The sequence below is a fragment of the Ferribacterium limneticum genome (genome assembly GCF_020510625.1).
GTDB classification, from domain to species: Bacteria; Pseudomonadota; Gammaproteobacteria; order Burkholderiales; family Rhodocyclaceae; genus Azonexus; species Azonexus limneticus_A.
The window spans coordinates 502,012-526,255 of sequence record NZ_CP075191.1 but is presented as its reverse complement, the minus strand read 5'-3'; the positions used below and the strand labels follow the sequence as shown (position 1 = coordinate 526,255).

Below are 24,244 nucleotides of genomic sequence, written 5' to 3'. Positions count from 1 at the left end.
CCGCCGAAAACCCGTATCAGGCGGCAAACAACGGCCTAATTGACCAGCGCCGCCTCGATCTCGGCAAAGGTACTCGCCAGTTCAAAGCTGAGCACCGGCACACCCAGCAACCGGCCGATATGCGTCGCCGAGAACAGGCCGCGTACCCGTGGCAAGCCGGTGACCGGATCAACGTCCTCGACCAGGATATGCTGGCGCCCCAGATGTTTCAGGGCCTCAAGGATGTCAGCCGTGCTGGCGTGCAGCACTTCATTCAGATACAGGGTGTCGACATGGCCGATCGGCGTCATCAGGTCCGCCACCATCAGCTCATCCCGCTTGCAGCCACGGGCCTGGGCGACCTGCAGCGGTTTTTCACCGAGGATGTCGCGGGCGGTGATCAGGCCATCCACCTGATCATCACCATCGGTCACCATCAGCAGGCGCACGCCGCGCGAAATCATCCGGGCATTGGCCGCAACAACGGACGCATCGGGGCCAATGGCGACAACATTGACTCTCAGAAAATCGGTCATCGCCTCAATGGCCGGCGAATCCGGGCCAATCAGGTTGTAGCCGGAAGCACTCAGGGTAACGTTCTTGGAAATCTTGTGCGTACGCACTTTGGCAGCCAAAGTCATGTCTCGATCCTCCAACCGGTTATTGTTCTGCAAGCAAAACATCTCTGTGGAGTCGGCTTGACCCAGACGACACAGGTCATCCCCGACGCGGACCAAGTATTCGGCGAATCTCACCGCAATACAAGCACCCCAAGGGAAATCCCTAACCCGGGCACCAAATAAAAAAGCCTGAAGAATCAGGCTTTTTATGAGTTCGATGGTGGGAGGAGGAGGATCGAACTCCCGACCTCCGCATTGCGAACGCGGCGCTCTCCCAGCTGAGCTACCCCCCCAACGTGCCATGATTCTAGCGCACTCCAATAGACGAATGAAAGCCACCGGCAACGGGAACCAAGGCCAGCGAATTCCCTCTCACCGAGGTAGCCCCGCAACAAGGAGGACTAAACCATGAGCAGTTGCGACATTGCCAGCAAGCATTGCGAACCGTGTGAAGGCGGCATTCAGCCGCTTGATGCTGATCGCTCGGCCCAACTGCTCTCAACACTATCCGGCTGGAGTCTGCTTGATCAGCGACTGGAGAAAACTTTTACCTTCCGCAATCATCACGAAGCCATGGCCTTCGTGAATGCGATTGCCTGGGTCTCGCACCGGGAAAATCACCACCCGGAACTGACGGTTTCTTACAAGGATGTTCGCGTTCAATACTGGACGCACGCCATCGGCGGGCTGTCCGAAAACGACTTCATCTGCGCGGCGAAGCTGGAAAAGCTGCTGGCGCTTTAAGCCTGACCGGCACCCGCGACGGCGCGGCGCAGGCGATCAGCCACCGCCGTCCATTCGGCGCCTTCCGGCAGGGATTCGACGACGATCAGGTCGACGCCGGCATGATCCATGTCGCGCAGGGCAGCATAGATATCGTGGGCATAACCGACGGGGTCGGCCGACATCAGGCGCCAGGCGTGCGGCATGCCGGCCTGTGGCGGCTGGTTGGGGCTGATCACGCCGCAACGTCCGCCACGATGACGCTGGGCATTGATGAAATCGAGCAGGCGCTCGCCAGCCACCATTCGCAGTGGCGTGACGGGCGCGTAATGGGCTTCCAGCGAACCGGAAACGCGGGGGGCGCCGACGGCGGTTTCGATGGCCGGTCGGCGGCCGACAATAGCTTCGAGATGCAAGGGCGAGATGTGGCCGGGGCGCAGCACGACCGGTTCGCCGCGCGAGCAATCGACGATGGTCGATTCGATGCCGACCGCACACGGACCACCATCGAGAATCATCGGCACCGCGTCGCCGAGCTCTTCCGCGACATGGGATGCCGTCGTCGGGCTGATCCGCCCGAAACGGTTGGCCGACGGCGCGGCAATGCCGGCATGTTCGCCGCTTGCTGCAGCAAAGCGGCGCAGCAATTCAAGCGCAACCGGATGGCCGGGCACGCGCAAACCGACGGTGTCCTGCCCGCCGGTGACGGCATCAGGCACCCAGGCCTGCTTTTTCAGGATGACGGTCAGCGGGCCGGGCCAGAAGGTTTCCATCAATTCCCAGGCCACATCGGGCACCTGTTCAGCCCAATGATCGACGGCATCATGGCCGGCCAGATGGACGATCAGCGGATGATCGGCCGGGCGGCCCTTGGCGGCAAAAATCTTGGCGACGGCGGCCGGATTGGCGGCATCCGCCCCCAGGCCATAGACCGTCTCGGTCGGGATGGCGACCAGTTCGCCGGCGCGCAGCAAGTCGACCGCGCGTTGATAATCGGCGTCCGACGGAGTCATTCGTCCTTGATGCCGATGGCGGCACGGGCGGCCAGCGCGGCTTGCTGCACCACCTCGGCGTTGTCGCCAATCACGGTGAAGTGGCCCATCTTGCGACCCGGCCGGGCGTGGTGTTTACCGTAGAGGTGCAGCTTCAAATTCGGGATGGCGTAGAGCTTGGCCCAGTCAGGTTCACGATAGGTGTCGCCGTCGTACCAGAGGTCACCGAGCAGATTGACCATCACCGACGCCGAATGCGCCCGCGGTTCACCGAGCGGCAGGCCGCACAGGGCACGCACCTGCTGTTCGAACTGGTTGGTGACGCAGGCATCGATGGTGTAGTGGCCGCTATTGTGCGGGCGCGGCGCCATTTCATTGACAATCAGCTGGCCGCGGCTGATGAAGAATTCGACGCCCATGGTGCCGATGTAGCCGAGCTTTTCGGCAATGCGGGCGGCGACGTCTTCGGCATCGCTCCTGACGCAAGCTGTCGTCCGCGCCGGCACGATGGAAACGTCGAGAATGCCCTTGGTGTGCTGGTTTTCACCGGTCGGGAAGCACTGCACCTGACCATGCTCGTCGCGAGCCAGCACGACGGAAACTTCGTAGTCGAGCGTCAGGTGCTGTTCGAGAACGCATTGCTCGCCTTTGAAATGGCCGAAGGCAATCAACGCTTCCTCACGACTATTGACCGTGGCCTGCCCCTTGCCGTCATAGCCGAAGCGGGCCACTTTCAGGATGGCCGGGAACAGCGAAACATCGGCGTTCTTGATGTCGTCCTCGCAGCGAATCGCGGCAAACGGGCCATGCGGCAGGCCGTTGTCGCGCAGAAAGGATTTTTCGGCAATGCGGTTCTGGCAGACAGCGACGGCAGCGGCAGATGGACGCACCGGAACAAATTTGGCGAGGTAATCCAGCGTATCGGCCGGCACATTCTCGAACTCGGTGGTGATCGCGGCGCATCCCGCTGCGAATTCGTCGAGCGCGGCGTAGTCGTCGTAGGACACGCAGAAATGCCGCTCGGCGAGCTGGGCGGCCGGGCTGTTCTTGTCCGGGTCAAGCACCCAGACCTGATAGCCCATCTCGTGGGCAGCGGAAACGAAGAAGCGGCCAAGCTGGCCGCCACCGAGCATGCCCAGCGTGGCGGGCGGCAGAATCATTGTTTTTTCTCCTGTCGATCGACGACAAAGCCGATCTGGCGCGAGGGGGTGGCAGGTGGCGTCGCCATCTGCCGGATGGTTGCCATCAATGTGGACAAGCTGTTGTCGTGGCGCGCAACGCGCGCTTCCAGTTCATCCAGGCGAGCGGCCAACTCCACATGTTCAACCAGCATCTGGCGCAAGCGGACAAAAGCGCGCACGACAAATACACTCATTTCGACCGCCCGCGGACTGTTCAATACGCTGGCAGCCATGATCGCACCGTGCTCGGTAAAGACGCGCGGCAAGTGCGGGGAAAATTTGAGCCTGGCGAGGTGGTCGCATTTTGCGACCACCTCGGCTTTCTCTTCTGCGGTCAGCTGAAACATGAAATCAACCGGAAACCGCTCAAGGTTACGCTTCACCTGTTCATTGAAGCGCTTGGTAGTCACGCCGTAAAGCTCAGCGAGATCGCTGTCGACCATCACGCGCTCGCCGCGCAGCACCAGAATGCGCTGCTGCAGAGCGTCACCATCGAAGCGAACAGGCAACTCGCTCACTGAATCACACTTCCGGCAACTTCATGGCCAGGACCTTCTCGGTCTGGTTCTGGCGGAAGGCCTGCAGTTTCTCGTTCAATGCCGGGTTCTCGTTGGCCAGCATGGCGACGGCGAACAGCGCGGCATTGGCCGCACCGGCCTCACCAATGGCAAAGGTGGCGACCGGGATGCCCTTCGGCATCTGGACGATGGAGTGCAGGGAGTCGACACCCGACAGGGCCTTGGACTGGACCGGCACACCGAGCACCGGCACCGTCGTCTTGGCAGCCAGCATACCCGGCAAATGGGCAGCGCCGCCAGCACCGGCGATGATCGCCTTGAGGCCGCGCTCGCCGGCCATGGCGGCATAGTCGAACAGCAGGTCGGGGGTACGATGGGCGGAAACGACACGCGCTTCGAACGGGACGCCGAAGTCCTTGAGGATCACGGCAGCGGCCTGCATGGTCGGCCAGTCGGAATCGGAGCCCATGACGACACCGACGAGAGGTTGGTGGTGCGCTGTCATAGTCCGGCTTTCCGTTCAGCCGCTTCGATGGTGTTGGCGAGCAGCATGGTGATGGTCATCGGACCGACCCCGCCCGGTACCGGGGTGATCTGGCCAGCCACTTCGAGGCAACTGGCGAAATCGACGTCGCCGCACAGCTTGCCGTCCGGCAGGCGGTTGATGCCGACGTCAATGACGACGGCGCCCGGTTTGACCATGTCACCGGTGACGAACTTCGGCTTGCCGACGGCGGCGACCAGGATGTCGGCGCGGCTCGTGTGGAATTTCAGATCCTTGGTGCGCGAATTGCAGACGGTGACGGTCGCCCCGGCATTGATCAGCAACAGCGCCATCGGCTTGCCGACAATGTTGGAACGGCCGATGACCACGGCTTCCTTGCCGGTCAGGTCGACGTTGCCCTTCTCGAACATCTTCATCACACCGTACGGGGTGCAGGGGATGAAACGCGGGTTGCCCTGGGCCAGGGCGCCAACGTTTTCAGCGTGAAAGCCATCGACGTCCTTTTCAGCGGCAATCGCTTCGAGCACGGCTTCTTCATCGAAATGTCTGGGCAGCGGCAACTGGACCAGAATGCCGTGGATGCTCGGGTCGGCATTGAGTTCGGCGATTTTGTCCAGCACGGTGGCCTGATCGACGGTCGCTTCGTAGGTGATCTTTTCGGAATGCATGCCGATGGCCAGGCAGCCATTGACCTTGTTTTTCACATAGACCTGGGAAGCCGGGTCTTCGCCGACCAGAATAACCACCAGGCCAGGGCGGTGGCCTTTGGCCGTCAGCGCTTCCACGCGGGATTTGAAGCTCTGGCGCAACTCTTCTGCCAGTGCCTTGCCATCGATAATTTGTGCCGTCATCGTCGCATCCAACAAAAAGAAAACGGGAAAGGCGACTGCCTTTCCCTTTGATTTGGCGCGAATTTTACCAGAATCAGGCCGAAGTCAGCCGATTGCTGCTTCGGCAGCGCCCACAGCGGCTCTTCCGGCCTCGAAAGCCTGGCGGTTCAGTTCGACCAGTTTTTCGCCCTTGCGCTGGAAACGCTTGAGCACGCAGTCGAGCAGGGTTTCCGCACCGAACGGCAGATGGTCGGCGATGGCGCCGAGCATGACCGTGTTGCCAAGGCGGATGTCGCCCAGCTCCTGAGCGATGGAGGTGGCATCGAAGGCGACGACCTTGTTGCCGCACTTCCTGATCTCGGCCAGCGGGTCGTCCGGGTAATCGAACAGACCCAGTTCGACGACCGGCGGGACCAGTTTGGCGGTATTCATCAACGTGATGCCGCCCGGCTTGAGCATATGCTGCCAGCGCATCGCCTCGGCTGACTCAAAGCCGAGCAGTACGTCGGCCGTGCCCGGCGTGATCTGCGGCGACAGCACTTTCTTGCCGAAACGCAGGTGCGAGGAAACCACCCCGCCGCGCTGCGCCATGCCGGCGACTTCGGTTTTCTTGGCGTCGTGCCCCAAGGCGATGGCTGCTTCGGCGAGGATTTCAGTCGCCGTCATGACGCCCTGGCCGCCAATGCCGACGACGAGGATATTGGTGTTTTCGCTCATGCTGAACAGCCCTTCTTGACCAGCTGGATCGGTGAGACCGGGGCGTAATGCACGATGGCGCCCGGCGCACAGGGCTGAACGCAAAGGGTGCAGCCGGTACAGACCGAGCTTTCGATGCGGACGAAGGCGAGATCGACCTCGCGACCGTTCGGCTTCACTTCCTTGCCACGGCGCGTGACGTGGATGGCCGGGCAGCCGACGTCGATACAGTTACCGCAACCGGTGCACTTGTCCTCGATGACCTCGAAGGGCTTCAGCTTGTGGTAGTCCTTGATCAGCACACAGGGCTGGTCGGTGATGATCACCGAGACATCCTGCACCTTCACTTCGTCGCGGATGGTCTTGAACAGCACCGGCAGCTCATACGGATTGACGACATGGATGCGCTCCTCCTTGACCCCGAGCGCCGAAACCAGCTTGGCGAAATCGACCCGCGGCGAATCGTCGCCGTAGATGTCGCGGCCATTGCCCGGGTTGTCCTGCCCCCCGGTCATGCCGACCGCCCGGTTATCGAGCAGCAGTACGGTGACGTTGCCCTTGTTATAGACCATGTCGAGCAGGCCTTGCATGCCCATATGCAGGAAGGTCGAATCGCCGATCACGGCAACGACACGCTTGTCCTTGTCGGCTTCGCCACGACCCTTGTCCATACCGAGGGCAACGCCCATCGAGGCGCCCATCGAAACGCAGGTATCGAGCGCATTCCAGGGGTGGCCGGCGCCCAGCGTGTAGCAGCCGATGTCGCCGGAGATATTGAGGTTACGGACCTGCGACAGCGTGTAATAGACGCCGAGGTGCGGGCAGGCCACGCACATGGTCGGCGGCCGGGGGAAAACCTTCATCGGGACCACGGAGTCCATCACCGGCACCGGTTCGCCGAGCAATTTGGCGATGGCCGGCTTCAGTACGTTGGGCGACAACTCGCCCTGCAGCGGCAGGATTTCCTTGCCGATGACCTTCAGGCCCTGGGCCTTCAGTTCGGTTTCGATCAGCGGCTCGACTTCCTCAACGATTACCACCTGATCGACCAGAGCCACCAGTTCACGGCATTTCTCGAACGGCACCGGGCAGGAGAAGCCGAGCTTGAGGACCGGCGCGTTGGGGAAGGATTCCTTGACGTGCATGTAGGCGGGACCGGAGGTGATGAAACCGACGCGCTTGTCGGAACCCGGCTCGATGAAGTTCAGGGCCGACTTTTCAGCCTCGGCGCGCAATTCGATATCGCGCTTGAACATCAACGGAATGCGCTTGCCGGCGTTGCCCGGCACCATCACGAAGCGGGACGGCTCTTTCTTGAAGCCGGCACCGTTGAACTCGACACGTTCGCCAACGACGACCAGCGATTTGACGTGGTTGATCCGCGTCGTCATGCGCAGGATGACCGGAACCTGGAATTTTTCGGACAGCTCGTAGGCGAGCTTGGTCATCTCGTAGGCTTCCTGCGAATCGGCCGGCTCGAACACTGGCACATGCGCGAAGCGGCCCCAGTAGCGGGAATCCTGCTCGTTCTGCGAGGAAGACAAGCCGACGTCGTCGGCGATGGCGATGACCAGGCCACCGACCACGCCGGTCAAGGTCAGGGTCATCAGCGCATCGGAGGCGACGTTCATGCCGACATGCTTCATGCAGCAGAACGAACGCGAGCCGGCATAGGCGGCGCCGATGGCGACTTCCAGCGAGACCTTCTCATTGACCGACCACTCGGCATAGAGATCCGGATAGGTCGAGATCACTTCGAGCATTTCAGTTGACGGCGTACCGGGATAGGCCGCAGCCACCTTGACGCCGGACTCCCAGACCGCGCGGGCGACCGCTTCGTTACCAGACATCAGAACCCGGCTTGCTGCCGGTGCAGGCATGACTGCCGCCATATCGACTCCTCGAAAGCGCAATGCGAAACCCATGATTATAGAAAGGTGATTTTTTGACCATTTGATACAAAGCAAGTGATCGAATCTTTTTGTTTCGTGTCACATGCCCTCGTTCCGTTGATGAACATCAATGCCCGCCGCGCCATGGAACGAAACAATGAAAGCCATCCTACGCATGGCCGAAAAATGACCGCCGCCACCATCGACGAACTGACCCCGCCGGAAGACAGCACCCGCCGCGTGCCCGGCAACAAGGGCATCTGGGCCGGCATTACCTGCGAGTTCGTCGAGTTCCTCGTTCTCTTCGCGGTTTATTTCATCGCCCGCGCCCACTTTCCCGATGCCTTTCACGAAGGGGCGCAAAGGCTTTCAGTCGTGGCGGGCACGACCATCACCCTGCTGATGATCACCAGCAGCTACTTCATTGCCTGCTCGGTCAATGCCATCCGTCAGGACAAGCATCGCGCCGCCGTCATCTGGCTGGTGGCCGGGCTGATCATTGCCCTTGGCTACCCGCTGACCAAGGCACTGGAAATCAACTGGAACCTGGCCCAGGGCATCAATGGCGAGTCGGGAATTTTCTTCACGGTCTATTACTACCTGACCTTCACCCACCTGGTCCATGCCACCTGGGGCATCCTGGGCATTCTGTGGGTTATGGCCCGCCTGGTTTTCCATGGCTATTCATCCAAGGACTACGCTGGCCTCGAAGCGCTGGCCAGTTACTGGCACGCCACCGACATCATCTGGCTGATCATCTTCCCGCTGTTCTACGTACTGGCCTGAACATGGATACGAAAACCGATCATTTCCGCCAACTGACCGCCGCCTGGCTGGCCCTCGTGGCCCTGACCCTGGCCAGCCTGGGGCTTAGCGAGTGGTTCCGGGACATCAGTCTGCTGCCGCTGCTGGTGGCGGCCATCATCTGGATCAAGGGCGCGCTGGTCGCCCGCTGTTTCATCGAGTCGCAGGTCGCTCACCCGTTTATCAAGCGGGTGCTGAAGGTCTTCATCGCCATTTCGCCGCTCGCCCTGCTTGCCACCGCTTTCTACGGCAGCACGCTGGCCCGCTGGGCTACGCTCTAGGTTTCCCGTCCCGCAAACCGCGGCGTTAACACGCCGCTGCAAGCACGGCCCTGCCCCCCTCAAAAATTTCGCAAATAAGCTCGATGCATACGCTCGGCCATATTGCACGATGTGAATTTTGTTTTTACAATGCGGAACGATGATTAGGGAAAACACGGGCTCGCGAACCGACTCGTAACGAGCTAAAGTTGTTTTGCTCAACAGGCAAAACAGAATGAAATGCAACCTAGGAGACAAACCATGGCCGAACAACCGAATGCCTTGCCTGACCCCGCTGACGTAGATCCGCAGGAAACCAAAGAATGGACCGATGCCCTCGATGGCGTCATTACGCAGGAAGGCGCCGATCGCGCCCATTTCCTGATTGAAAAACTGATCGGCCAGGCCCGCGAAGACGGGATAGATCTGCCTTACTCGGCCAACACCGAATACATCAACACCATTCCGGCCGACCGTCAGCCCAAGTACCCGGGCAACGCGGACATGGAAATCAAGATTCACAGCTACATTCGCTGGAACGCCATGGCCATGGTCGTGCGTGCCAACAAGGACACCAACGTCGGCGGCCACATTGCCTCCTTCGCTTCGGCCGCCGCGCTTTACGACGTCGGTTTCTCGCATTTCTGGAAGAGCCTCGACCACGACACCGGCGGCGATCTGATCTTCTTCCAGGGCCACTCGGTGCCGGGCGTCTATTCGCGCGCTTTCATGCTCGGCCGCCTGACCGAACAGCAGATGGACAACTTCCGTCAGGAAACCGACGGCAAGGGCATTTCCTCCTACCCGCACCCGTGGCTGATGCCGGACTTCTGGCAATTCCCGACCGTTTCCATGGGTCTCGGCCCGATCCAGGCCATTTATCAGGCCCGCTTCATGAAGTATCTCGCCTCGCGTGGCCTGATCGATGCCGCCAAAGCTGAACAGCGCAAGGTCTGGGCTTTCCTCGGCGACGGCGAGACCGACGAAGTCGAATCGCTCGGCGCCATCGGCATGGCTGGCCGCGAAAAGCTGGACAACCTGATCTTCGTCATCAACTGCAACCTGCAGCGCCTTGATGGCCCGGTACGCGGCAACGGCAAGATCATCCAGGAACTGGAATCCGAATTCCGCGGTTCCGGCTGGAACGTCATCAAGCTGATCTGGGGCACCCAGTGGGATGCCCTGTTCCAGCGCGACAAGAAGGGCATCATGAAGAAACGCATGATGGAACTGTGCGATGGTGAGTATCAGACCTTCAAGGCCAAGAACGGCGCCTACGTCCGTGAGCATTTCTTCAACACGCCGGAACTGAAGGAACTGGTTGCCGACTGGACCGATGATCAGGTTTGGCAACTGAATCGTGGCGGCCACGACATCTTCAAGATCTTCGCCGCCTACAACGCTGCCGTTACCCACAAGGGCGCGCCGACCCTGATCCTGGCCAAGACCATCAAGGGCTTCGGCATGGGCCAGGCCGGCGAGGCAATGAACATTTCGCACCAGCAGAAGAAGATGGACAAGGAGCAGATTGGCCGCTTCCGCGACCGCTTCAACCTGCCGGTAGCCGACGACAAGCTGGAAGAACTGCCCTACCTGACCTTCCCGGAAGATTCGGAAGAGTACAAGTACATGCGCCAGCGTCGCATGGACCTCGGCGGTTTCCTGCCGTCGCGCCGCCGCAAGGCCGATGCGCTGCAAATTCCGGCGCTCGACACTTTTGCTGCATTGCTGAAGGCCTCCGGCGAAGGCCGTGAGTTGTCCACGACGATGGCCATCGTCCGCATCATGAACATGATGTTGAAGGACAAGAATGTCGGCAAGAACGTTGTGCCTATCGTGCCGGATGAGTCCCGCACCTTCGGCATGGAAGGCATGTTCCGCTCGGTCGGCATCTGGAACCAGCAAGGCCAGAACTATGTACCGGAAGACCATGACCAGCTGATGTTCTACAAGGAATCGAAGACTGGCCAGGTGCTGCAGGAAGGCATCAATGAAGCCGGCGCCATGAGCGACTGGATCGCCGCCGCCACTTCGTATTCCGTGCATAACGTCCAGACCATTCCGTTCTACATCTGCTACTCGATGTTCGGCATGCAGCGCGTCCTCGACCTGTGCTGGGCGGCTGGCGACCAGCGCGCCCGTGGCTTCCTGATCGGCGGCACGGCCGGTCGCACGACGCTGAACGGCGAAGGCCTGCAGCACGAAGACGGCCACAGCCTGATCCTCTCCAACCTGATCCCGAACTGCGTTTCCTACGACCCGACCTTCCAGTACGAAGTCGCCGTCGTAACGCAGGACGGCATGCGCCGCATGTTCCAGGAGCAGGAAGACGTCTTCTATTACCTGACGGTAATGAACGAGAATTACGAGCACCCGGAAATGCCGGTCGGCGCCGAAGCCGACATCATCAAGGGCATGTACCTGTTCAAGAAGGGTGGCGAATCGGCCGGCCCGCGCGTTCAGCTGCTCGGTTCCGGCACCATCTTCCGCGAAGTCATCGCTGCCGCCGACCTGCTCAAGGCAGACTGGGGTGTTGAGGCTGACCTGTGGGGTTGCCCGAGCATGAACGAACTGGCCCGCAACGGTCAGGACGTCCAGCGCTGGAACCTGCTGCATCCGCTTGAGGCGCCGAAGCTGTCGCACGTCGAGCAGAAGCTGGCTGGCGCCAAGGGCCCGGTCATCGCTTCGACCGACTACATCAAGCTGTTCTCCGAGCAGATTCGCCCCTTCGTCAAGGCGCCGTACGTCACGCTCGGCACTGATGGTTTCGGCCGTTCGGATACCCGCGAAAAGCTGCGTCATTTCTTCGAAGTCGATCGTCACTGGGTGACGCTGGCTGCCTTGAAGGCGCTGGCCGATAACGGCGAGATCGCTCGTGAAGTTGTTGCTGCCGCTCTGGTCAAGTACAACCTTGACCCGAACAAACCCAACCCGATGTCGGTTTAATCAGGGAGAGACAACATGAGCCAAATCATTGAAGTCAAAGTCCCCGATATCGGCGATTTCGCCGAAGTGCCGGTGATCGAGTTGTACGTCAAGGTCGGCGACAGCATCAAGATCGACGACGCCATTGCCACTCTGGAATCTGACAAGGCCACGATGGATGTGCCTTCCACCGTTGAAGGCGTGGTCAAGGAAGTGCTGGTCCAGCTCGGCTCCAAGGTGGGCGAAGGTAGCGTGCTGATCAAGGTTGAATCGGGTGGTGCCGCAGTTGCAGCTCCTGCTGCCGCTCCGGCCGCGCAAGCTGCTGCGCCGGCGCCGGCCCCTGCTGCTGCCCCGGTTGCCGCAGCGCCTGCTGCTGGCGGTGGTGTGGTTGAAGTCAAGGTGCCCGATATCGGCGACTTCGCCGAAGTTCCGGTCATCGAGCTCTACGTCAAGGTCGGCGACAGCATCAAGGTTGACGACGCCATTGCCACGCTGGAATCCGACAAGGCGACGATGGATGTTCCGTCCACCGTGGCGGGTACGGTCAAGGAAGTTCTGGTCCAGCTCGGTTCCAAAGTGGGCGAAGGCACGGTTCTGATCAAGGTTGAAACCGGCGCCTCGGCTCCGGCCGCCGCACTGCAATCGGCTGCCCCGGCACCTGCCGCTGCAGCCCCGGTTGCTGCTCCGGCCGCCGCGCCAGTCGCTGCCGCACCGGCTGCACTGGCCCCGGCACTAGCAGCGGGCGCCAAGGTTCACGCCTCGCCGTCCGTCCGTGCCTATGCCCGCGAACTCGGCGTCGACCTGAACAAGGTGCCGGCCACCGGCCCGAAGAACCGCATCGTCAAGGAAGACCTGACCAAGTACGTCAAGGGCGTCATGTCCGGCGCCGTTGCCGGCCCGGCTGCTGCCGCCGCCGGCGCCAGCCTCGGCGGCGGTCTCGATCTGCTGCCGTGGCCGAAGGTTGATTTCGCCAAGTTCGGCGAGATCGAGGTCAAGCCGCTGTCGCGTATCAAGAAGATTTCCGGCCAGAACCTGTCGCGCAACTGGGTCATGATCCCGGCCGTGACGTATCACGAAGACGCCGACATCACCGACATCGAAGCCTTCCGCGTGCTGCTCAACAAGGAAAACGAAAAGGGCGGCGGCGCCAAGCTGACCATGCTGGCTTTCCTCATGAAGGCTTGCGTCAAGGGTCTGCAGAAGTTCCCGGAATTCAATTCCTCGCTCGATGGCGACAATCTGGTGATGAAGAAGTATTTCAACATCGGCTTTGCGGCTGACACGCCGAATGGTCTGGTCGTCCCGGTCGTCAAGAATGTCGACAAGAAGTCGGTCTTCGAACTGGCGCAGGAATCCGGCGATCTGGCCAAGCAAGCCCGTGACGGCAAGCTCAAGCCAGCCGACATGTCCGGCGCGTGCTTCACGATTTCCAGCCTGGGTGGCATCGGCGGCACCTACTTCGCGCCGATCGTCAATGCACCGGAAGTCGCCATCCTCGGCGTCAACAAGTCGGCGATGAAGCCGGTCTGGGACGGCAAGCAATTCGTGCCGCGCCTTGTCCTGCCCCTGTCGCTGACCGCCGACCATCGCGTCATCGACGGTGCGCTGGCGACCCGCTTCAATGTCTATATCGCCCAGCTGCTGGCCGACTTCCGTCGCGTCGCGCTGTAACCCGGGAAGGAGATCATCATGAGTCTCGTAGAAGTCAAAGTCCCGGATATCGGCGATTTCGCCGAAGTGCCGATCATCGACCTGTTCGTCAAGGTTGGCGACAGCATCAAGGTAGATGACGCAATCTGCACGCTGGAATCGGACAAGGCGACGATGGATGTACCGTCGCCGGTCGCTGGCGTGGTCAAGGAAGTGCTCGTTCAGCTCGGTGCCAAGGTGGCCGAAGGCTCGCTGCTGATCAAGGTCGAGTCCGGTGCTGCGGCATCCACTCCCTCTCCCCTCGCGGGAGAGGGCCGGGGAGAGGGGGCTGCCGTTGCTCCAGCTCCGGCTGCCCCGGTGGTCGCTCCGGTCGCCGGCAGCCATGCCGGCGGTGCCGACATCGAGTGCGAAATGCTCGTCCTCGGCGCCGGCCCCGGCGGCTATTCCGCCGCGTTCCGCTCGGCCGACCTCGGCATGAAGACGGTCATCGTCGAGCGCTACGCCACTCTCGGCGGCGTCTGCCTCAACGTCGGCTGCATTCCGTCCAAGGCGCTGCTGCACGTCGCAGCGGTCATGGAAGAAGCCGAGCACGCCAATGATCTCGGTGTCACCTTTGCTGCACCGACCGTCGATATCGACAAGCTGCGAGCCCACAAGGACAAGGTCGTCGGCAAGCTGACCGGCGGTCTGGCCGGCATGGCCAAGGGCCGCAAGGTAGAGATCGTGCGCGGTGTCGGCACCTTCCTCGACCCGCATCACATCGAAGTCGAAGTGACCGACGGCACGGGTCAGGACAAGACCGGCGCCAAGAAGATCGTCAAGTTCCAGAAGTGCATCATCGCCGCCGGCTCGGCCGCCATGCACCTGCCCTTCATTCCGAAGGACCCGCGTATCGTCGATTCGACCGGGGCGCTCGAACTGCGCTTCGTGCCGGAGAAGATGCTGGTCATCGGCGGCGGCATCATCGGTCTGGAAATGGCCACGGTCTACTCGACCCTGGGCGCCAAGGTCGATGTCGTCGAAATGATGGATGGCCTAATGCAAGGCCCCGACCGCGACGCCGTCAAGGTCTGGGAGAAACAGAACGCCAAGCGTTTCGACAAGATCATGCTGAAGACCAAGACGGTAGCTGTTGAAGCCAAGGACGACGGTCTCTACGTCAAGTTCGAAGGCGAAGGTGTCTCGCCCGAGCCGGTCAAGTACGACATGATCCTGCAAGCCGCCGGCCGCACGCCGAATGGTAACAAGATCGGTGCCGACAAGGCTGGCGTCGCCGTGACCGACCGTGGCTTCATCAACGTCGATGCCCAAATGCGGACCAATGTGCCGCACATCTTCGCCATCGGCGACCTCGTCGGCCAGCCCATGCTCGCCCACAAGGCCGTGCATGAGTCGCACGTCGCGACGGAAGTTGCGGCGGGTCAGAAGTCTGCCTTCGATGCCTCAGTGATTCCGAGCGTCGCCTATACCCATCCGGAAGTCGCCTGGGTTGGCGTCACCGAAGACCAGGCCAAGAAGGAAGGCCGCAAGATCGAAGCCGCCAAATTCCCGTGGGCAGCTTCCGGTCGTGCCATCGCCAACGGTGCCGATTACGGTTTCACCAAGCTGATCTTCGATGCCGAAACGCATCGCGTCATCGGCGGGGCGATTGTCGGCCCGAACGCCGGCGACATGATCGGCGAAGTTTGTCTGGCCATCGAAATGGGCTGCGATTCAGTCGATATCGGCAAGACCATCCACCCGCACCCGACACTCGGTGAAACTGTGGGCATGGCGGCCGAAGTGGCGCACGGCACCTGTACCGACGTACCGGCACCGCGCAAAAAATAAGTCGAACCGACTGGTAGCGAGCACCAATAAGAAGGGCCGGAAAATTCCGGCCCTTCTCGTTTCAGCGAGGGTTGCCCCCGCTGCCTTGTGCGGTCTTTACCTGCGCTGACGGCGGCGAGCAACGACGCCCATCAGGCCGAGGCCAGCCAGCAGCATGGCGTAGCTTTCCGGCTCTGGAACAGCTTGGGTAAAGGTCAGGTTGTCGAGTACGACGCCGTCACCGGTGATGCTGACACGAGCGATGTTGGCGCTGTCGCTGACGTAGCCGGTGCTCAGGGACAGGTTGTAGTTTTCCCAACCCAGGCTTGGCGAAATTGTCTCGCTGTGCGTGCCAATCAGACTATTGGCAGCATCGAAGTAGCTGACGCTGATCGTAGCAGGGGTTGTTGAACCCAACTCCTGCCAGGCGCTGAAATCGAAGGCGAAGCCTTTCGTCTTGAGGCCATTGAAGCTGACGTCCAAGGTCATGGCGCCAACGTTGTCAAAGGACAGGAAGTGGTTGCCGTTACCACCCCACAGGCCGTTTTCACCAAGGTCGAAGACAGACTGGCCAACAGTAATCTGCTGGTCGGCAACGAACGAAGCACCGCCGAAACTGTAGCTGGCACCGGAAGCGAAGACGTGACCATCTTCGTTTTCAAAGTTCAGAACCACGCTGCTAGCAGGAACATCAGCCAGGCTGTTGATGGTACCGGCAGCGTTGGCGCCGGCAGCGGTGACTGCCAGCAACAAGCCGGCGATCAGGTTGATTTTGTTCATGTCGAATTCCTTTCGTTGTTTCGCTAACTCCCGGCATTCTGCCGGGAGAGTCTCACGTCTATCAGGCGCCGATGATGCCGCCATCGTCCTTGGTAATGACCACGACGCTGCTGCGCGGACGGCCGCCCGGGAGGGCTGTGACACCGTCGGCGCGGGTCGCCCACTGGCTGGCCGGCCAGTTGGAGTACTGGGTCGGGTTGGCGGCTGTCGCATCTTCACCAGGGTGCTGGACACCGACAAACAGGGTCTTGCCATCCGGCGACATGGTGATGCCGGTGACTTCGCACTTGTTCGGACCAGTCAGGAAGCGGCGGAATTCCTTGGTCACCGGATCGACACAGGACAGGCTGTTGGCACCGATATGGAGCCAGTCGCCGGAAGCATCGCCGACCTGATCGGTTTGCACCCAGAGGCGGCCGAACCAGTCGAACCACAGGCCGTCCGGCGCACCGATATCAGCCGAGCCATCCGGCGTATCTTCGATGTTGCCCTTGTAGTCGTTGGTCGACTTGGCGGCTTTGGTGGTCGCGGTATCGCCGCACTGGGCAAAGATGTCCCAGCCGAACTCGGTAGCGAGAACCGTCTTGCCGTCTTCACGCCAGCGGATGATGTGGCCGTAGATGTTGTCCGCGTACGGATTGGCGGCATCGACCGCCGGGCGTGCAGAAGCAGCCGTGGTCGAGCCGTTGGCATTGTTGGAGCTCGGCGTAGCGGCGCTGCCGCGGCGATTGTTGTTGGTCAGCGTGCAGTAGACCTCGATTTCGTCGTAGCCATTAATGCGCGGACGGGCGCCGGTCCATTCCGGACGATCCATCATGGTGGCGCCAACAGCGTCAGCAGCCATGCGGGTCTTGATCAGGATCTTGGCCATCACTTCGTCGTCATTGGCACCAACAAAATTCGGGTTGTCACGCAGAGCAACGCCGTTCAGGCCCATGCTGTCCGGAGTCAGCGGCAACCAGGTGCCGGTCAGGTCGGCATCGAAGCGGGCGACGTACAGGGTGCCGCTGTCGAGCAGATCGCGATTGGCGGCGCGGTTGGTCGGGTTGTATTTGCCGGCACAGACAAACTTGTAGATGTATTCATTGCGCTCGTCGTCACCCAGATAGAAGGCGATATTGTTGGCGCTGTCGACCACGTACTGGGCGCTCTCGTGCTTGAAACGGCCCAGGGCGGTGCGCTTGACCGGTTTGCTGGTGGGATCCATCGGATCGACTTCGACGACCCAGCCGAACAGGTTGCTCTCGTTCGGGTTAACCGCCAGGTCGAAGCGCGGATCAACGGTGTGCCAGCGATAACCGAAGCCGGCGGCAACCACGCCATAGCGGTTGTAGAGCTTGCCAGCTTCCGTGGTAACGGCCGGCAGGGCGGCGTTGGCACCGAAGTTGCCGTTCCAGTTTTCTTCGCAGGTCAGGTAGGTGCCCCAGGGGGTAATGCCGTTGGCGCAGTTGTTGATGGTGCCGTTGGCAGTGTAGCCGTCGGTCGTGTTACCGGTGGCAACCGAGCCGCTCGGGCTGATGGTGTACTCGTTGGCCTTCATCAGGGCGTGGCCGGCGGCCGGGCCGGAAACGCGCATCGGCGTGTTGGCGGTCAGGCGACGACCATAGATCGAAGATGGCACGACATTCCACTTGCCGTTGATGCGACGCACTTCGAGGATGGAAACACCGTGAGCAGCTTGCGACTTGCGGCACTTCTCGATGGTGTAGCCGGTACCGACCTGACCATCCGGGAAGAGAATTTCTTCGTGGGTGTATTCGTTGTTGGCGCAGAGGATGCCGCGATCGTTGAGCACCTGGCCACGGCTCGGGAAGGGGAAGAAGTGCATGCCGTCGGTGTGCATGCCGTACTGCTTGGCCTGCTCGGCTGCGGTGTTGGTCGCGTCGGCCTTGTAGGCAACGCCGCCGGCCATGATCGGGTCACCCCAGGCAACCAGCGCCTTGGCGGTATAGCCGGCGGGAACCGTTACCACGTCGGCCACGGGTGCCAAACTGGCCGGAACGCCGGTAAAACCGATGCCGACCACCGGAGCGGCCACAGCGGCCTCAACGGTACCGACAATACCGGACAGGGTCAGACCACCAGCAGCAGCCAGCATGCTGGCGCTGGCACTACCTTGAATGAAGCGACGGCGGCTCACCTCGACGCGACCAATCACGTCGAAAATGGAATCATTGCCTGACGGGTTGATCGTCAGGTCGTTCTTGGGGTGTTTGATGCCTTTCATGACATTCCTCTCAAAATTGTGACTCAATCAGTTTTCATTGACGGGGGCCGGATAACGCCACGGTTCGGCCCAGGCTCAAATCAACCAGGCTCGTTGGGCGATTTTCACAATTTCAATTCTGGCTAGCGATTATTACGCCACTCTCACTACAAGCATGAATCCGCATAGTCCTTTCGGACTATGCCAAAGGTCATTCAGCTTTCGCTCGTTGCCACAACATGCATGAAGAATGAATATCGGGTGATTGGAGGCGAAGCCTCCCGGCACGGCATTGCTTGAACTGAGCTTGCTTCCGCGCACAAGATTCTCTTCGGGACAGGTTAAACTGGCCTCCGATTCAGGTACTTGCCGCCCTCGACCGTTTTATTTCTTCGAAGCACCATGACTACCCAAACCCAACCGCCCCGCCGCTCAGCTGAAGAGCAAAAGCACCTCGAAATCACGTTGCGCTATGTTTTCGAGCATCGCCTCTGCTTTAACGAACTCCTGGGTTTCCGCGTCGAATCGCTTGATCCGGCAGCGCCGCAAATCAGCTTTGCCATGCGCCAGGACCTGATCGGTCATTTTCAGCACGGCCGACTGCACGGCGGGGTGATCGCCACCGTGCTGGATACCGTCGGCGGCCTGGCCGTGACGGTGGCCATCGCCGAGAAATTCAACAGCGAAAGTACCGACCAGGTCAGCCATCGCTTTGGCCGCATCGGCACCATCGACTTGCGTACCGACTACCTGCACCAGGGCGTCGGCAAAAAATTTACGGCCACCGGACGGGTAACCCGTCTTGGCGGCCGTATTGCTTCCGTGCAGATGACTTTGGAAAACGAAACCGGCCTGCTCATCGCGACCGGCGGCGCCTCCTACGTAATCAGCTAGAGGATCGGCACTCCCTGATGCTCGCCGCGCTCAAACACCACATTGGCACGACCGACGATCAGCGGGTCCAGATTGCCGATCCGCTCGGTATCCTTGTTGTTGTACGGCAGTTTATGCAGCACATAGCGCATGGCGTTCAGGCGAGCACGCTTCTTGCAATTCGACTTGATCACCGTCCACGGCGCATCGGCGGTATCCGTATGGAAGAACATCGCCTCCTTGGCCTTGGTGTAGTCATCCCACTTGTCCAGCGAGGCCATGTCGATCGGTGACAGTTTCCACTGCTTGAGCGGATGCACTTTGCGCTCGCGGAACCGGCGGCGCTGCTCCTCGCGGCTGACCGAGAACCAGAACTTGATCAGATGCGTGCCATTGCGCGCCAGCATGCGCTCGAATTCCGGCGCCTGACGGACGAATTCCGCATACTCCTGATCAGTACAGAAGCCCATCACCCGCTCGACCCCTGAACGGTTGTACCAGGAACGATCGAACAGCACGATCTCGCCATTGGTCGGCAGGTGCTGCACGTAGCGCTGGAAATACCACTGACCACGCTCCATTTCGCTCGGTTTCTCCAGGGCGACGACGCGGGCGCCCCGTGGATTCAAGTGTTCCATGAAACGTTTGATGGTCCCCCCCTTGCCCGCCGCATCACGGCCTTCAAACAGGATCACCACCTTCTGCCCGGTTTCCTTGACCCAGGCCTGCAGCTTCAACAGCTCAACTTGCAGTCGATATTTTTGCCGCTCGTAATTGCGGCGCTGCATCAGGTTCTTGTAGGGATATCCCCCTTCGCGCCAGTCCTTGACCAGCTCATCGTCCGGACTGGCAGGCAGCTCTTCGGCCACCACGCCCTGCTGCTTGAGCAGGCCCTTGAGCAAGGCGACTGACTCCTCCGGCGGCAGACCGGCGATCACATCGCGCATGGCACCCAATTTCGATTCCTGAGCACCATCAATGGCGGCATGGATGGCAAAACCCTCGATACCATCGGGGGTCAGTTTTGGCGCGATATCACCGCTTGCTACCGCGCGCTTGCGAGGTGGACGCGACGTCGGCTTTTTGGTGCTGGCAGTTGCCGGTGCTGTTATTGCTATTTTCTTGTTGGTTGCCATGCCCTCTCCATCCATTGATGCGAAAAGGCTTATTTCACGCCTAAGTGGCGAGCTTGTCTAGTCCAGCATTTCAACCGGAATCACTGCCCGCAGCACGGTCTGCGTTTCATCGCGGCGCACGCGATTGCTCAGCCACCACAGCGCCCCCTTCTTGATGCTCCACTCCGACTCATGGCCGGCGAGCAACAACGAGGCCAAGCGCCCCAACGAAGGCTGATGCCCGACAATCAAGACTGAGCCCTTGGCAGACGGCCAGCCAGACGCTGCAATCAACTCCGAGACACAAGCCTCCGGCCCGATCTTGCGATTTGTTTCAAAGGGAAGCTTCAATGCCTCTGCTGTCTGCTGCGTCCGCACCGCCGGACTGACGATAATCCGCAGATCCTTGAGTTGGCGCTGACGAATCCATGCCCCCATCGCCTGTGCCTGTTTTTCACCGCGCTCGGTCAAACGACGCTTCAGATCGTCTTCCCCGTCCTCGGCTTCAGCGTGGCGCCACAGCAACAAGTCCATGATCGTCCCTCTCGGAAAAGGCGGCATTATGTGCACCAAATGTTACCGCAGCATTGCAACGTCATCATGAAATTCGGTTGCTATTGAAAAGGTCCGATGAAATATGAACTTTTGTGGTTTTTTGGCGCCATCAAGTGATGAAAAAGAGAACGCTGGAACAACTTTACGAGCGGCGCAAGCAAGTTGTTCCGTTGCACAAGAAAGCCATCAGGAAGATACGATTGGTCGCACCATCATTGATAAATGCCCCGAACAACTCAAGATGGATTTCTTCCTGTGGCCCCGCTCAGCCATCGGTCAGCTCATCGAACAGGAATACGGCATCAAGCTGTGAGATCGGCTCGAACCCGAAGGCATCACGGTGCTCGTCGACGAACGCTCTCAGGACTTGAATCGGCGGTCGAGCTCCGCCTGGGCGAAAAACGCGCTGGCAAGCTTGAGAATCTCGTTGGCTTTGCGCAGCTCCTTGACCTCGCGCTCCAGTTCCTTGACGCGCTTATGGTCTGCCGTGGTCGGCCCTTCACGCTGGCCGCTATCTCGTTCGTGCTGACGCACCCGGGTCAGCAGCGTCTGCGCCGTGCAACCGATCTTGGCGGCAATGGACTCAACGGCTGACCACAGCGAGGGATATTCGGCTCGGCATTCGGTAACCATGCGCACGGCGCGCTCGCGAAATTCGGGGGAGAACTTAACTGACTTCTTCATGCCTCTATCTTCTCAAGAGTTAGAGCCTCCACCAAATCTGGGGCGATTGACACTGGATTATCTGATGCCCGCAGAGTTTGCAGCCAAGCATCGATGCAGTGATCCCGATGGACAAGGATGTCTTTAGGGAAACGCCGAACAATCCACCTCACCCGGAAGCGTGAGGCGGGCGAAGCTGGTTGGATTGGTAAACAAGCTTGTTTTTGCCGCCCAGCATCTTCTTTTGCGGAGTATTTCGCGCATTTTCCATTTTCAGGACGCACCTTGGATGTTGCTGTCGAGCAGCCAACGACGTGCCAGCACCAGATTAGCAAAGCCGAACAGTGAGAAGAGCTGGGCCGTGTTCTTGGCCAAACCGCGGTAGCGTGTCTTGCGATGACGGAAGAGGTTCTTCACGACATGGAACGGATGCTCAACCTTGGCCCGGATACTGGCTTTGGCGTGTTCGATCCGTTCGAGCAGGTCGCCCAGTGGCGCCCCCGGCAGAGTCTTGCGCTTGCACGGGCGCATGGCTACATGCCAGGTCTCCGGAACTTCCAGGCTCTCTGCCCGCTTCTCGATCCCCTGGTAGGCAGCATCGCCAAAGGCAGCAGTTTCGTTCCCATGCAGGAGCGCTTGGGCCTGGGTCACGTCGCTCACCTTGGCGGCGGTGCCAATCACCGTATGCACCAATCCGGACTGGGCATCGACGCCGATATGCGCCTTCATACCGAAGTGCCATTGATTGCCTTTTTTCGTCTGGTGCATCTCCTCATCCCGTTTCCCTTCCCGGTTCTTGGTCGACGGCGGTGCGGCAATCAGGGTAACATCAACAATCGTCCCTTCCCGCAGCAGCAGACCTTTCTCGGCCAAATGGGCGTTGATGGTATTGAAGATGGATTCGGTCAGCTGGTGCGCTTCCAGCAAGCGGCGGAACTTGAGCAAGGTCGTCGCATCCGGGGCCGCTTCACGCGCCAGGTCGATCCCGACAAAGCGGCGAATGGCCTGACTGTCGTACAAAGCATCCTCGACGCCTTCGTCCGAGAGTCCGAAGCATTGTTGCGCCACATACATGCGCAGCATCCGGGTCAGCCCAATGGGCTGGCGGCCACGACAACCCGAGTTTGGGTAGAAGGGGGGTAATCCCCGTCTGTCACGGCATCCGGAGCTAGCGCGGTGCGAGGTCGATACTGCCTTTGAGGCCCTTCAACAATATGGCCTCGAGCGCTTTGGCTCTACCTGGCCATCGTGCTCGACCTGTTCAACCGTGAAGTCGTTGGCTGGTCGCTGAAACCGCGCATGGCGACGGACAGAGTGACGGATGCGCTGATCATGGCCTGGTTCCGCTAGAAAACAGCGCCGGGCTGTTGCGCCACTCCGGCCGGGGTAGCCAGTACGCCAGTCATGCCTTTCAAGACAAGCTCAAGGAATACGGCATGACCTGCTCGATGAGCCGAAAAGGCAACTGCTGGGATAGCGCGCCGACAGAGAGCTGGGGCAACAGTTTCAAGAGTGAGCGGGTACATGGGATTCGCTACGCCACACATGCCGAGATCAAGGCGACTGCCTTTGAATACATCGAGGTCTTCTACAACAGAAAGCGGCAGCATTCGACTCTTGGCAACACGTCGCCAATGCAGTTTCTGGAGAATTGGATCAGCGCGCAGCGTCAGGAAAAACGGGTAGCATGAATCCCGCCCTTTGGCAGACGAAAAACCGGGGGAGGCTCACACCGTCCGCATGGAAGAGACGGTACTGCAGCAATTGGCGACTGATGGCGAATTCAAAGACGGCCCTGACGGGAACGACAAGCTGGATGCAGAAAACACCCACTCCGATTCGGAATATGACAACGAAGCTCCAGCGCAGGGAGATACCACTGCCGCTGATTAGGAATCACAAATGAAATAAACGATGGAAATGTCATTGCCGCGCTGCAATACCGAAGGGTAAAATGTTGACAATAAAGACAACCTTCGGAGGTGGCGATGCACTGGTATCTCGTTTATACCAAGCCTAGGCAGGAAAAGTGCGCCTTGGACAACCTCCATCGGCAGGGTTATCAGTGCTACCTCCCGACCCTCCCATCAGAAAAGCTCCGTCAAGGGGTGCTGACGCTTGCAGACGAGTCCCTGTTTCCACGTTACCTGTTCATACGCTTGGGCCAGGGGGATTCCGCCAAGAGTTGGGCGCCGATCCGCTCGACCAAGGGTGTCAGCCGTCTGGTCAGCTTCGGGATCGAACCGGCGCGTGTTGATGATGGCCTCATTGAACTGTTGCGAACACAGGAAGCGGCGGTTCAGACTGAACCCGAGCGGCTGTTCAAGCCTGGGGAGCACGTTCGTCTGACAGAAGCACCGTTTGTCGGCATCGAAGGCATCTACCAAATGGCTGATGGCGAGCGTCGAGTCATGGTGCTGATCGAGATTCTGAGTAAACCCGTCGCGGTGCGTGTCGCGCCGGCCAGTTTGCGCAAGGCGAGCTGACAAGCCTGCTTCGCTATTGCCTGTTTGGCAAAAAACCTTTCTCAAAGTCATGATGGTGTGGCACAATTCCCATCGTCCGTTGAGCTTGCGGCAACATCCTTTGCTGCACTTTTTACTCTGCCCCCCCTCTGCTAGAATCTGCTGACCGCGCTTGCTGATCGTGAAACGGTATGGCGGTAGCG

Annotated in this window: 21 protein-coding genes, 1 tRNA gene, 4 pseudogenes and 1 other annotated feature; of the genes and pseudogenes, 11 read left to right on the top strand and 15 right to left on the bottom strand. The window is 60.2% G+C overall.

What is annotated here, in order from left to right:
• Nucleotides 1-35: 35 nt before the first annotated feature.
• On the bottom strand, nucleotides 36-620 hold the full coding sequence (locus tag KI617_RS02520) for a CBS domain-containing protein (RefSeq protein WP_226450313.1): 585 nt from the start codon (nucleotides 618-620) through the stop codon (nucleotides 36-38).
• Nucleotides 621-817: 197 nt separating this feature from the next.
• Nucleotides 818-892 (bottom strand) — tRNA-Ala (locus KI617_RS02515).
• Nucleotides 893-1,007: 115 nt separating this feature from the next.
• Here KI617_RS02515 and KI617_RS02510 point away from each other — a divergent pair.
• Nucleotides 1,008-1,343 (top strand): 4a-hydroxytetrahydrobiopterin dehydratase, encoded by a 336-nt coding sequence (locus tag KI617_RS02510; RefSeq protein ID WP_226450311.1) that lies wholly within the window; start codon nucleotides 1,008-1,010, stop codon nucleotides 1,341-1,343.
• Here KI617_RS02510 and KI617_RS02505 read toward each other — a convergent pair.
• The 7 genes from KI617_RS02505 to KI617_RS02475 form a co-directional block, all read right to left on the bottom strand.
• Nucleotides 1,340-2,335 carry an L-threonylcarbamoyladenylate synthase gene (locus KI617_RS02505; RefSeq protein WP_226450309.1) on the bottom strand — a complete coding sequence of 332 codons (996 nt, stop codon included), beginning with the start codon at nucleotides 2,333-2,335 and terminating at the stop codon, nucleotides 1,340-1,342. The two genes, KI617_RS02510 and KI617_RS02505, sit on opposite strands and share 4 nt — an antisense overlap.
• Nucleotides 2,332-3,474, bottom strand: coding sequence for a 5-(carboxyamino)imidazole ribonucleotide synthase (locus KI617_RS02500; protein ID WP_226450307.1), 1,143 nt, complete (start codon nucleotides 3,472-3,474; stop codon nucleotides 2,332-2,334). Before KI617_RS02500 ends, KI617_RS02505 begins: the two co-directional genes overlap by 4 nt.
• Nucleotides 3,471-4,013 (bottom strand): ORF6N domain-containing protein, encoded by a 543-nt coding sequence (locus KI617_RS02495; protein WP_226450305.1) that lies wholly within the window; start codon nucleotides 4,011-4,013, stop codon nucleotides 3,471-3,473. Before KI617_RS02495 ends, KI617_RS02500 begins: the two co-directional genes overlap by 4 nt.
• Nucleotides 4,014-4,017: 4 nt before the next feature.
• Nucleotides 4,018-4,518 (bottom strand): 5-(carboxyamino)imidazole ribonucleotide mutase, encoded by a 501-nt coding sequence (purE, locus tag KI617_RS02490; RefSeq protein WP_226450303.1) that lies wholly within the window; start codon nucleotides 4,516-4,518, stop codon nucleotides 4,018-4,020.
• Nucleotides 4,515-5,369: a bifunctional methylenetetrahydrofolate dehydrogenase/methenyltetrahydrofolate cyclohydrolase FolD gene (gene folD / locus KI617_RS02485; protein ID WP_226450301.1), complete on the bottom strand. Its 855-nt coding sequence runs from the start codon at nucleotides 5,367-5,369 to the stop codon at nucleotides 4,515-4,517. Before folD ends, purE begins: the two co-directional genes overlap by 4 nt.
• Before the next feature lie 84 nt (nucleotides 5,370-5,453).
• The gene (locus tag KI617_RS02480; RefSeq protein ID WP_226450299.1) at nucleotides 5,454-6,065 is read right to left on the bottom strand and encodes an indolepyruvate oxidoreductase subunit beta; all 612 of its coding nucleotides are present in this window, start codon (nucleotides 6,063-6,065) and stop codon (nucleotides 5,454-5,456) included.
• The gene (locus KI617_RS02475; RefSeq protein WP_226450297.1) at nucleotides 6,062-7,936 is read right to left on the bottom strand and encodes a thiamine pyrophosphate-dependent enzyme; all 1,875 of its coding nucleotides are present in this window, start codon (nucleotides 7,934-7,936) and stop codon (nucleotides 6,062-6,064) included. The genes KI617_RS02480 and KI617_RS02475 overlap by 4 nt, the downstream gene beginning before the upstream one ends.
• 186 nt (nucleotides 7,937-8,122) lie before the next feature.
• Between KI617_RS02475 and KI617_RS02470 the strand changes: the two genes are divergently transcribed.
• From KI617_RS02470 to lpdA, 5 genes are all read left to right on the top strand, one after another.
• A complete protein-coding gene (locus KI617_RS02470) occupies nucleotides 8,123-8,722 on the top strand; it encodes a cytochrome c oxidase subunit 3 family protein (protein ID WP_226451830.1) in 600 nt (199 codons plus the stop codon).
• Between the two features lie 2 nt (nucleotides 8,723-8,724).
• Nucleotides 8,725-9,021 (top strand): hypothetical protein, encoded by a 297-nt coding sequence (locus KI617_RS02465; protein WP_226450296.1) that lies wholly within the window; start codon nucleotides 8,725-8,727, stop codon nucleotides 9,019-9,021.
• Nucleotides 9,022-9,261: 240 nt separating this feature from the next.
• Nucleotides 9,262-11,946 carry a pyruvate dehydrogenase (acetyl-transferring), homodimeric type gene (aceE, locus tag KI617_RS02460; protein ID WP_226450294.1) on the top strand — a complete coding sequence of 895 codons (2,685 nt, stop codon included), beginning with the start codon at nucleotides 9,262-9,264 and terminating at the stop codon, nucleotides 11,944-11,946.
• Between the two features lie 15 nt (nucleotides 11,947-11,961).
• Nucleotides 11,962-13,596, top strand: a complete 1,635-nt coding sequence (gene aceF, locus KI617_RS02455) for a dihydrolipoyllysine-residue acetyltransferase (RefSeq protein ID WP_226450292.1) — start codon at nucleotides 11,962-11,964, stop codon at nucleotides 13,594-13,596.
• A gap of 18 nt (nucleotides 13,597-13,614) precedes the next feature.
• Nucleotides 13,615-15,405, top strand: a complete 1,791-nt coding sequence (lpdA, locus tag KI617_RS02450; RefSeq protein WP_226450290.1) for a dihydrolipoyl dehydrogenase — start codon at nucleotides 13,615-13,617, stop codon at nucleotides 15,403-15,405.
• Nucleotides 15,406-15,501: 96 nt separating this feature from the next.
• Here the strand turns inward: lpdA and KI617_RS02445 are convergent, their stop codons facing one another.
• Both KI617_RS02445 and KI617_RS02440 read right to left on the bottom strand, forming a co-directional pair.
• The gene (locus tag KI617_RS02445; protein ID WP_226450288.1) at nucleotides 15,502-16,164 is read right to left on the bottom strand and encodes a PEP-CTERM sorting domain-containing protein; all 663 of its coding nucleotides are present in this window, start codon (nucleotides 16,162-16,164) and stop codon (nucleotides 15,502-15,504) included.
• Between the two features lie 61 nt (nucleotides 16,165-16,225).
• The gene (locus KI617_RS02440) at nucleotides 16,226-18,391 is read right to left on the bottom strand and encodes a PhoX family protein (protein ID WP_226450286.1); all 2,166 of its coding nucleotides are present in this window, start codon (nucleotides 18,389-18,391) and stop codon (nucleotides 16,226-16,228) included.
• A gap of 381 nt (nucleotides 18,392-18,772) precedes the next feature.
• Between KI617_RS02440 and KI617_RS02435 the strand changes: the two genes are divergently transcribed.
• Nucleotides 18,773-19,264 (top strand): thioesterase family protein, encoded by a 492-nt coding sequence (locus KI617_RS02435; RefSeq protein WP_226450284.1) that lies wholly within the window; start codon nucleotides 18,773-18,775, stop codon nucleotides 19,262-19,264.
• Here the strand turns inward: KI617_RS02435 and ppk2 are convergent.
• Together ppk2 and KI617_RS02425 are read right to left on the bottom strand one after the other, a co-directional pair.
• Nucleotides 19,261-20,379: a polyphosphate kinase 2 gene (gene ppk2 / locus KI617_RS02430; protein WP_226450282.1), complete on the bottom strand. Its 1,119-nt coding sequence runs from the start codon at nucleotides 20,377-20,379 to the stop codon at nucleotides 19,261-19,263. The two genes, KI617_RS02435 and ppk2, sit on opposite strands and share 4 nt — an antisense overlap.
• Nucleotides 20,380-20,436: 57 nt before the next feature.
• Entirely contained in the window at nucleotides 20,437-20,892 is a 456-nt protein-coding gene (locus KI617_RS02425) for a SixA phosphatase family protein (protein WP_226450280.1), read from the bottom strand.
• 137 nt (nucleotides 20,893-21,029) lie between these two features.
• Between KI617_RS02425 and KI617_RS02420 the strand changes: the two are divergent.
• A pseudogene (locus KI617_RS02420) lies at nucleotides 21,030-21,223 on the top strand (IS630 family transposase); the annotation flags it as partial.
• Nucleotides 21,211-21,319 (bottom strand) — a sequence feature (AL1L pseudoknot). It overlaps the preceding pseudogene by 13 nt.
• Here KI617_RS02420 and KI617_RS02415 read toward each other — a convergent pair.
• A pseudogene (locus tag KI617_RS02415) lies at nucleotides 21,218-21,597 on the bottom strand (transposase); the annotation flags it as partial. It overlaps the preceding feature by 102 nt. The pseudogenes KI617_RS02420 and KI617_RS02415 sit on opposite strands and share 6 nt — an antisense overlap.
• Nucleotides 21,598-21,849: 252 nt before the next feature.
• Nucleotides 21,850-22,713, bottom strand: a pseudogene (locus KI617_RS02410) (IS5 family transposase); the annotation flags it as partial.
• Between the two features lie 75 nt (nucleotides 22,714-22,788).
• Between KI617_RS02410 and KI617_RS02405 the strand changes: the two are divergent.
• From KI617_RS02405 to rfaH, 3 genes and pseudogenes are all read left to right on the top strand, one after another.
• Nucleotides 22,789-23,267 (top strand): annotated as a pseudogene (locus tag KI617_RS02405) (IS3 family transposase); the annotation flags it as partial.
• Nucleotides 23,268-23,316: 49 nt separating this feature from the next.
• Entirely contained in the window at nucleotides 23,317-23,469 is a 153-nt protein-coding gene (locus KI617_RS02400; RefSeq protein ID WP_226450279.1) for a hypothetical protein, read from the top strand.
• A gap of 95 nt (nucleotides 23,470-23,564) precedes the next feature.
• Complete coding sequence (rfaH, locus tag KI617_RS02395; RefSeq protein WP_226450278.1) at nucleotides 23,565-24,062, top strand: transcription/translation regulatory transformer protein RfaH; 498 nt, start codon at nucleotides 23,565-23,567, stop codon at nucleotides 24,060-24,062.
• The last annotated feature ends 182 nt before the right edge of the window (nucleotides 24,063-24,244 follow it).